8 protein-coding genes are annotated in these 10,218 nt (G+C 38.1%); all 8 read left to right on the top strand.

The features are described from left to right. The coding region (locus CXF76_RS10970) for a hypothetical protein (protein WP_232785117.1) at positions 1–655 on the top strand (655 nt) is incomplete at its 5' end. Between the two features lie 94 nt (positions 656–749). Beyond that, on the top strand, positions 750–2,465 hold the full coding sequence (locus tag CXF76_RS10965; protein ID WP_232785116.1) for an alginate lyase family protein: 1,716 nt from the start codon (positions 750–752) through the stop codon (positions 2,463–2,465). Between the two features lie 2 nt (positions 2,466–2,467). Then, positions 2,468–3,685 carry a glycosyltransferase family 4 protein gene (locus tag CXF76_RS10960; protein ID WP_101163660.1) on the top strand — a complete coding sequence of 406 codons (1,218 nt, stop codon included), beginning with the start codon at positions 2,468–2,470 and terminating at the stop codon, positions 3,683–3,685. Then, positions 3,682–4,278, top strand: coding sequence for a sugar transferase (locus tag CXF76_RS10955; RefSeq protein ID WP_101163659.1), 597 nt, complete (start codon positions 3,682–3,684; stop codon positions 4,276–4,278). Before CXF76_RS10960 ends, CXF76_RS10955 begins: the two co-directional genes overlap by 4 nt. Further along, positions 4,271–4,900, top strand: coding sequence for an acetyltransferase (locus CXF76_RS10950; protein ID WP_101163658.1), 630 nt, complete (start codon positions 4,271–4,273; stop codon positions 4,898–4,900). Before CXF76_RS10955 ends, CXF76_RS10950 begins: the two co-directional genes overlap by 8 nt. 32 nt (positions 4,901–4,932) lie before the next feature. Then, the gene (locus CXF76_RS10945) at positions 4,933–6,108 is read left to right on the top strand and encodes a DegT/DnrJ/EryC1/StrS family aminotransferase (RefSeq protein ID WP_101163657.1); all 1,176 of its coding nucleotides are present in this window, start codon (positions 4,933–4,935) and stop codon (positions 6,106–6,108) included. Positions 6,109–6,312: 204 nt separating this feature from the next. Next, a complete protein-coding gene (locus CXF76_RS10940) occupies positions 6,313–8,259 on the top strand; it encodes a polysaccharide biosynthesis protein (RefSeq protein ID WP_101163656.1) in 1,947 nt (648 codons plus the stop codon). A gap of 266 nt (positions 8,260–8,525) precedes the next feature. Continuing rightward, entirely contained in the window at positions 8,526–9,881 is a 1,356-nt protein-coding gene (glmM, locus tag CXF76_RS10935) for a phosphoglucosamine mutase (protein WP_101163655.1), read from the top strand. Positions 9,882–10,218: the final 337 nt, after the last annotated feature.

The following is a 10,218-nucleotide window of genomic DNA, read 5'->3' as shown; positions in this document are numbered from 1 at the left end:
TTATTTATTCTCTAACCCTATCCTATTTGTACTATCTTTTTTTCTTATAATAGCGTACGGGAAAAGGGCTCAATTAATTTCAGCAATAATTGTATTTTGTGTTTCGTACAGGTTTGTCAATTATAAAATGAAGCTTGTTTTTATAATGATAGCTTGTTTTATTATTGCTGGCGTAACTTTTTTTATAAGTAATGATCCAAATAATATATCGGTTAGGCGCTTCGTGTATTCAATTGGACTATTATTTAATGGTGACTTTGAGTCAATTAATAAGTTAAGTGCAGGTCGGTTCGATGAAGTATTTGCGATTTTTTCTGAAATGGAAATTAGTGATTTTTTATTTGGTATGGGTAATGGTTATACATATGAACTAATGCTTAGCTCTGGGGAGATGAAAGATGTTACAAATGCCCACTTCACTCCTGTAGGTTTATTATCTAAATACGGAATATTTTATACATTATTTGTATATTACTTTTTTTTAAAACTACTATTTACTTCTAAGATTAAAGGCAGAGCTGATACTGACAAGGTGGTTTACCTTGCTGTGTTATTTCTTTTTTTAGAATCTTTTTTTTCTTATTCATTATTTGTTGTGTCGATAACTCCAATTTTAATTGGCTCGTTACTATCTTTCAAAGACATTAAGGAATAATAATTTGTTAATTGCTACATTATTTAAATTAGGTTTAACGAACCTCGCTCGACTTTTTATATATAAACTTAGTATAAAAATAGGCCTTAATAAATTGCAAAGGGTCACTAGTGAAATTAAGCAGGGTGACTTATTTACTCAGTATACAGGTTCTATATCATATACCCCGCTTAATGCTCAGTGGAACGGTAAACATGCTTACTGTGGAGTTGAAAAAGAAGATTTAGCGATTCCTAACTGGCATCAAAGCTGTTTAAATAGCGAATTAGCACCTTCTGATAAGCCTTGGTACTTAATTGGTGATTTTAATGACCAATTAGGTGACATCAAAGGAGTTTGGGAAGCATCGCGCTTTGATTGGGCTATCTGTTTCGCTCAGCAAGTAGAAACTGGTGATGAAAGCGCGTTAAAAAAAATAAACGCATGGTTAGTTGATTGGATTGAAAGTAACCCTACTTATTATGGGGTTAATTGGAAGTGTGGACAAGAGGCGTCAATAAGAGTGATGCATTTGGCTTTGGCTTCGCTGTTGCTTAAACAAACTAAAAACACGACCCCTGCATTATTGAGTTTAGTTAAAGCACATTTAAAACGCATTTCACCAACTATCATGTATGCAATTGCTCAAGACAACAACCATGGGACTTCTGAAGCAGCAGCACTTTATATTGGTGGTTCGTGGCTTGTATTAAATGGTGATAATGACGGTGTTAAATGGCAAAAACAAGGTTTAAAGTGGCTTGAAAACAGAGCTAATAAACTAATTGAAACAGACGGAAGTTTTAGTCAGTACTCAGTAAATTACCATAGAGTGATGCTCGATACTTATAGCTTGGCAGAAGCGTGGCGTCTAAAACACAACTTGACTCATTTTTCGAAGCTTTTATATGTAAAATTAGAAGCTGCTACCAAATGGTTATTTTATTTTACAGACTCTAAAACGGGAGACACTCCAAATCTTGGTGCTAACGATGGGGCGCGCTTAATTCCGTTAACAAATACTGATTATAGAGACTTTAGGCCGAGTGTTCAGCTTGCCAGCACATTGTTTGCTAATAAACTAACGTATAATTTTAGCGGTGATTTTAATGCTCCACTTGAATGGCTAGAATTAAAAATACCTAGTCAATGTGTAGCAAGCAAAGTTGCAAAAGACTTTACGCATGGTGGCTATGCTTATTTAAATACGACTAATGCCGCACTTTACTTTAACTATCCTATGTTTAAGTTTAGACCCAGCCAGTGTGACGCATTGCACATTGATTTTTGGTTGAATGGCCAAAATGTATTTCGAGATGGTGGTACATTTAGCTACAATGCTGGGCAAAAATACATTGATTATTATGGTGGAGTAAAAAGCCACAATACAATTGAATTTGATTCGCACGATCAAATGCCACGCTTGAGCCGCTTTTTATTAGGTAATTGGTTAAAAACCACTCTTAAAAAGGAGCTCGCAGTTTCAGGTAGTGAGCAGCAGATTAGTGCAGGCTATGAGGATAGATTTGATTGCAAACATACACGTGCAATTATCTTAAAGCCAAATTTGCTTATTATAGAAGATATTGTAAGTGGGTTTAAGCAAAAGGCAGTACTGCGTTTTAGGCTTATCCCAGTTGATTGGAAGTTAGTTGGAAGTAGCCTTGTTAGTGAGTTTTGCACAATTAATATTTCAGCAAATATTAGTATAATGCGCATTGAACTAACGACCGGTTTTGAATCCCGTTATTACCACCAAGAATCTGAAATACCAGTACTCGAAATAGAAGTTGCCGAGCCTGGAATACTGACTACGGAAGTAAAATTTTAATTATGAATGCTTTATATTTTCACCAACACTTTTCTACACCTAGCGGCTCTACAGGTATTCGTTCATATGAAATGGCGCAGCGATTATTAAAACATGGACACCAAGTGACTATGGTTTGCGGCAGCTATGGAGGGGGAGAAACAGGCTTAACCCCAAATTTTATAAAAGGTCGCAGAGAAGGCGTGGTAGATGGAATTCATATAATTGAATTTGATTTAGCTTATTCTAATACAGATGGCTTAATGAAACGTGCCTGTACATTTTTAAAGTTTGCAGTTAAGAGTATCGGTATTGCGCTAACGTATAAATATGACGTGCTTTTTGCAACTACAACCCCTTTAACTGCTGGAATACCTGGCATATTTGCGCGCTGGTTACGAGGCAAACCTTTCGTATTTGAGGTTCGGGACTTGTGGCCTGAATTACCAAAAGAGATGGGCGTAATAAAAAACCCTTTAGTATTAGCTGCAATGTCTATGCTTGAGTGGTGTTCGTATCGATCTGCTCATCGCTGTATAGGATTGTCTCCTGGTATTGTTGAAGGTATTAAAAAACGCGGTGTGAAAGCAAGTAAAATTGAAATTGTCCCAAATGGATGTGATTTAACTATATTTGCTGATGATGTTACTCCTTGGCGGCCTGAAGGAGTAGAGGATAAAGATTTAATGGCTGTATTTACTGGCACCCATGGGCAGGCTAATGGCTTAGACGCAGCATTAGATGCAGCAGCTGAACTAAAAAAACGTGATCGTAATGATATTAAATTAGTTTTTGTTGGCCAAGGCAAGTTGAAAGAGAGCCTACAGGCTAGGGCTAAGCTAGAGGGTTTGGATAACGTTATATTTCACCCTCCTGTTAATAAAAGCAAACTGGCCGAGCTAATGAAAGGAGCTGATATAGGCTTACAGTTATTAGCGAATATCCCTGCTTTTTATTACGGGACATCGCCAAACAAGTTTTTTGATTATATTTCAGCGGGCTTACCTGTCCTTAATAATTACCCAGGTTGGTTAGCCGGTATGATTAAAGATAATAATTGCGGTTATGCAATTGAACCAGATAACGCAATAGCATTTGCTGACGCGTTAGAAAGTGCAGCAAATAATAAAGAATTATTACCTGAAATGGGTGAAAGAGCTCAAGCTTTGGCTAAGCGTGATTTTAATCGCCATAACTTAGCCGATAAATGGGTAACTTGGGTTACTGGGGTTAAAAAATGAAACGCTTTTTTGATTTTATAATGGCTATGGGCGCATTACTTACTTTGTTACCAGTAATAATTGTAGTTGCTGTACTCATTCGTTTTAAATTAGGTTCGCCTATTTTATTTACTCAAAATCGCCCTGGTTTGAATGGCAATGTATTTAAAATGATGAAGTTTAGAAGCATGCTTGATGGTAAAGATAAGCATGGCAACTTGCTACCTGATGATGAGCGTATGACAAAATTTGGCACATTTTTACGCTCTACCAGTTTAGACGAACTCCCAGGCTTATTTAATGTATTTAAAGGTGATATGAGTTTAGTAGGTCCTAGGCCTTTATTAGTGCAGTATTTACCTCTTTATAACACTGAGCAAGCGCGCCGACATAATGTGCGCCCAGGTATAACTGGCTGGGCTCAAGTAAATGGGCGCAACGCTATTAGTTGGGAGCAAAAATTTAAACTTGATGTTTGGTATGTTGATAACCAAAGCTTTTTTCTCGACTTAAAAATTTTATTACTTACCGTAAAAAAGGTGTTTGTACGCGAAGGCATCAACGCTGACGGCCATGTAACTATTGAGCCATTTAAAGGCTCTAGTAATGACTAAAAGGCTGGTTATAGTTGGCGCAAGCGGCCACGGTAAGGTAATTGCCGATATTGCCGAGCAGCTTGGTTTTATTGTTAACTTTTATGATGATGCCTACCCAAGTAAAACTTACATTGAACATTGGCCTATACATGGTACTTGTGCCGACTTAATAGCGTTAAACAATACAAGCACAACCTCTAGTGACGTTGTTGTTGCTATTGGTAATAACAATATTCGCCAGCAAAAAATACAGTTGTTACAGCAAAATAATTTTAATTTAATAACATTAATTCACCCCACGGCTGTTATAAGCCAATACGCTACAATAGGGCAGGGAAGTGTCATTTTTGCTGGTGCTATTATTAATGCGTTTGCCAATATAGGCATTGGCTGCATAGTTAACACCTCAGCTATTATTGAGCACGACTGTGCTATTGGTGACTTTACTCATATTTGCCCTAATACTGCTTTGGCGGGTGGGGTTATTATTGGTAGTAAAAGTTGGGTTGGTATTGGTAGCCAAATTAAACAATTAATAGTAATTGGTGACAATTGTATGATTGGTGCGGGTAGTACTGTTATAAAAAATATACCGGATAACGTTACTGCATTTGGCTCTCCTGCAGTACCTAATAAATAAGACCCCTTTCTATATAAATTAATAGGAACATCATGTTAAATACCCCATTTTCTCCTTGGCCTAGCTTTACTCAAGACGAAGCCGATGCTGTAAGTCGTGTAATTTTATCGAATAAAGTAAACTATTGGACTGGTACAGAAGGCCGCGAGTTCGAAAAAGAATTTGCCGCATGGGCTGATAGTGAATACGCAATTGCTTTGGGTAATGGCACTTTAGCACTTGATTTAGCGCTTAAAGCTTTAAATGTAGGCGCTGGCGATGAAGTAATAACTACACCGCGTACTTTTTTAGCATCTGCGTCAAGCATTGTTACTGCTGGTGCAGCACCTGTATTTGCTGATGTTGATTTAAATAGCCAAGCAATTACGGCTACGAGTATAAAAGCAGTACTTACGCCTAAAACAAAAGCGGTTATTGTTGTGCATTTAGCGGGTATGCCTGCTGAAATGGATGACATAATGGCATTGAGTGAAGAACATGGCTTTTATGTAATAGAAGACTGTGCCCAAGCGCATGGTGCTAAATATAAAGGTAAGTCCGTTGGCAGTATCGGTCATGTTGGAGCTTGGAGCTTTTGCCAAGATAAAATAATGACCACCGGCGGCGAAGGCGGCATGGTAACCACTAACTCAAAAGAATTATGGTCAACTATGTGGAGCTATAAAGATCACGGTAAAAGCTTTGATGCTATTTATAACCGTGAGCACCCACCAGGATTTAGATGGTTGCACGAAAGCTTTGGCACCAACTGGCGTATGACAGAGATGCAAGCTGTGCTTGGTCGCATACAATTAACACGTATGAGTGATTGGACAGCAAAACGCCAAGCATACGGTGCTCAGCTAGACGAAGCCGCAAGTGGCTTTAGTAGTATTCGCTTAGTGTCAGTGCCAGAGCATAGCGAGCACGCAGAATATAAACATTATATGTTTGTTAAGCCTGAGCAATTAGCAAAAGGTTGGAACCGTGACCGTATTGTTAATGCGATTGTAGAGCGCGGTGTACCGTGTTTTCAGGGCAGTTGTTCTGAAGTTTATCTTGAAAACGCATTTGACAATACACCATGGCGCCCAGAAAAACGTTTACCTAATGCCGTAGAGCTAGGTGAAACTTCCATCATGTTTTTAGTACACCCAACGCTTACTGAAGCCGAAATAGCCAAAACAACTCAAGTAATCAAAGAAGTCTTTAGTCTCGCAACAAAATAGATTTGCATATAATTAGTTAAATAAAATGCCTAATAACAAGTAAAGAGGTCGCTACGCTTTATAAATTAAAGCTGTTTAGCGGCCTTTCATTTGTTCTTGTTTGCTGCTTTTTATGTTGTATATTATTTTGGCTGATAGCTGAAGATTACTCGCCATAACTATTATTTGTGAAACCTAGCACCTTAATTATAAAAGGAACTGTCAGTGGATAGCTTTATACGCTCTATTTTAAATGCATCTCGCGCTAAAAAACGCCTTATTACTTTGTTTATCGATACGCTATTTATTGTAATCGCTTTTTGGTTAGCCCTTATTGTAAGGCTTGATAGCTTTGAACCACTGCAGCGTTTAGATAATTGGCTTTTATTAGCGGTGTTGATACCTGTAAGCTTATATACATTTATAAGTTTAGGTTTGTATCGTGCAGTACTTAGATACATGAACTCTCAAGCCATATGGGCAATAGTATTAGGTACCATTATAACTACAGTTAGTTTGGTTTTAATTGCCTTTTTGATAGGTATAGATATACCCCGTACTATGCCGTTTATATTTGCTTGGCTGTGTTTACTAACCGTAGGTGGTGCCCGTGTATTGGTACGTGCGGTTATTGGCAAAATGACTACGAGTAAAAAAGAGTCTGTGATTATTTATGGAGCGGGCTCAGCAGGGCGACAACTAGCCACTGCTTTAGGTGCTGGCCCTGAGTATTTTGTTAGTGCATTTATTGACGACGATGTATCTAAACATGGCTCAATAATTCAGGGTATACCTGTTGTATGCTTTAAAGGTATTTACGAATTAATTAATAAACGTAAAGTTAGCAAAGTTTTATTAGCACTACCTAGTTCAACACGTGCCCGCCGTAAAGAAATACTAGCTCAATTAGAGCCATTAACAATTAAGGTACTTTCAATCCCCGGAATGGCTGATGTTGTAGAGGGCAAAGCTAAGCTTGCTGAAATAACAGAAGTGGGTGTAGAAGACTTACTAGGCCGTGACCCCGTAGCCCCTAAAATGGATTTAATGACGGCCAATATAACTAAAAAAGTAGTTATGGTAACTGGTGCAGGGGGCTCTATAGGTTCGGAGCTCTGTAGGCAAATAGTTAAACAACAACCCACTAAATTAATTTTATTTGAACAAAGTGAGTTTGCTTTATATTCAATAGAAAAAGAGCTTAACGAGTATATTTGTAATAATGCTTTAGAATTAGAGTTAATTCCTATAATGGGTTCTGTTCAACGCATTAACCGTCTTGAAACAGTAATGAAAACCTTTGGCGTGCATACAGTTTATCATGCAGCGGCTTATAAGCATGTACCGTTAGTTGAGCATAACGTTGTTGAAGGTGTACGTAATAATGTGTTTGGTACTTATTACTGTGCTAAAGCTGCAGTTAATGCTGGCGTTGAAAATTTTGTACTTATATCTACCGATAAAGCCGTTCGTCCTACTAATGTAATGGGGGCGACTAAACGTATGGCCGAATTAGTACTGCAGGGCTTAACGCAAGAGCAAGGTGTTAAGCACAAAACACGTTTTTGTATGGTTCGCTTTGGTAATGTACTTGGTTCTAGTGGCTCTGTTGTGCCGCTATTTCGCAGGCAAATAAAAGAGGGCGGCCCAATAACGCTTACACACCCTGATATAACACGCTTTTTTATGACGATTCCAGAAGCTGCTCAATTAGTAATACAAGCAGGCGCTATGGGTAAAGGCGGCGATGTGTTTGTACTTGATATGGGCGAACCAGTTAAAATTAAAGATCTTGCGACTAAAATGGTACGACTTTCTGGTTTTGAAGTTAAAAGCGACACTAATCCACATGGTGATATCGAGATTAAGTGTACGGGCTTGCGCCCAGGCGAAAAGCTTTATGAAGAACTGTTAATTGGTAATAACGTGGGTGAAACAACACACGAGCGCATAATGACAGCCAGTGAAGTAATGCTACCTTTAGCCGAGCTTAATGTGTTTATAGAAGCGTTAGATATTGCGTGTCATAACTTTGATCATGAAACAATTCGTCAATTGTTGCTAGATGCACCTACTGGTTTTAATCCAACTGATGGTATATGTGATTTGGTGTGGAATGCAAAAAAGGATCTAACCAAGGGAAACAAGCAGAATGTTGTAAATATTAATTAAGTTATTATTTTACACACTAAGTTGAGTGACATTGTATTTTAAAGTAACAAATAACGGTCAGGCTGAGTAAGGTTGTTGATAATAATTTATTCAATATTCTGATAAATTAAAGCTATGTATTTAGTTTTTATATTTAATGAAATTTAAAGCGTGAGTTTAGCTCGCGCTTTTTGCTTTTTGTAATAAAGCTATGTTTTTAAGATAATAGAGCTAACAAATATTAATTATATGTGCACTGCGCATTTAACATTTTAAAAGGAATAATTATGCCACGTAAATACTTTGGTACCGATGGAGTAAGAGGTAAGGTGGGTACTTTTCCTATCACGCCTGATTTTGCAATGAAATTAGGCTGGGCCGCGGGTACTGTTTTAGCCTCCAGTGGTACAAAAGAGATTCTAATAGGTAAAGATACACGTAACAGTGGTTATATGTTTGAGTCAGCCATAGAAGCAGGCCTTTCAGCTGCGGGTGTTAATGTTGCTTTTGTTGGCCCTATGCCTACCCCAGCAGTTGCTTATTTAGCATCAACCTTTAGAGCGGATGCAGGCGTTGTTATTAGTGCATCACATAATCCATATTACGATAATGGTATTAAGTTTTTTAATAATTCTGGTACGAAGTTAAACGATGAGCAAGAGCTTGAAATTGAAGCCTTACTTGAGCAAGCATTAAATAACAACGCAATGCAGTGTGTAAGCTCTGAGCGCTTGGGTAAAGCAAGACGCATAAACGATGCTGCTGGACGATACATTGAATTTTGCAAAGGCATATTCGCTAAAGATTTAACGCTTGAAGGTTTAAAAATTGTTGTCGATAGTGCTAACGGGGCTGCATATCACATAGCGCCTAATGTTTATGCAGAATTAGGTGCTGACGTTATTAGCATTAACGATAAACCAAATGGTTTAAATATAAATGAGCAATGTGGTGCTACACATCTAGATAGCCTTCAAGCAGCTGTACTTGAACATAAAGCGGACTTAGGTATTGCGCTTGATGGTGATGCTGACAGGTTAATGCTTGTTGATGATAGTGGCGCTGTGATTGACGGTGACCAAATACTTTATATTTTAGCTAAAGCAGCAAAGCTGCAAGGCAAAATGCAGGGTGGTGTTGTTGGTACACTAATGTCTAACCTCGGGTTAGAGCTAGCGCTTAAGAAAATGGATATACCATTCAAGCGCGCAAAAGTAGGTGATCGCTATGTTGTAGAGCAGCTTAAAAATACTGGTTGGAAACTTGGTGGTGAAGGTTCAGGCCATATTCTACATTTAGATTATGCAACCACAGGTGATGGAATTGTAGCCTCTTTATTGGTGTTAACAGCGCTTATTCAGCAAAAGCAATCATTAAAGAACTACGTAGCAGGTATGCAAAAATTACCTCAGGTGCTTCTTAATGTGCGTTTAACAAAAAATAATGCGAATGAAATTCTAAATACTGATTCGGTAAAACAAGCAGTAGCAGAAGCTGAAATAGTATTGGCAGATACTGGTCGTGTTTTACTACGTAAATCAGGCACTGAGCCATTGATCCGTGTCATGGTCGAGTCAACTGATTCTGTAGCATCACAAGAGCAAGCCGAGCATATAGCTAGTTCAATAAAAGCGTTATTGTAGAAGTATGTTTTTTGTCGGTGATGAATCACATTAGCGCGAAGTAAATTCGCATCGATAGGGTGTATATATTGTAGGTGAGGTTTTATACCCCGCTTTTTGTAGAGTTAAGTTACATAAGCGCGAAATAAATTCGCATCGATAGGGTGTGTATGTTGTAGGTGAGGTTTTATACCCCGCTTTTTGTAGAGTTAAATTAGATGAGCGCGAAGTAAATTCGCACCTACAGGATCCATATATTGTAGGTGAGGTTTTATACCTCGCTTTTGGTAAAGCTGAGTTAGATGAGCGCGAAGTAAATTCGCACCGATAGGGTGCATATATTGTAGGTGAGGTTTTA

The organism is Pseudoalteromonas sp. 78C3 (assembly GCF_002836695.1).
GTDB classification, from domain to species: domain Bacteria; phylum Pseudomonadota; class Gammaproteobacteria; order Enterobacterales; family Alteromonadaceae; genus Pseudoalteromonas; species Pseudoalteromonas arctica.
Note: the sequence above shows the minus strand (reverse complement) of the source record. Positions and strands in the feature narration are given on the sequence as shown.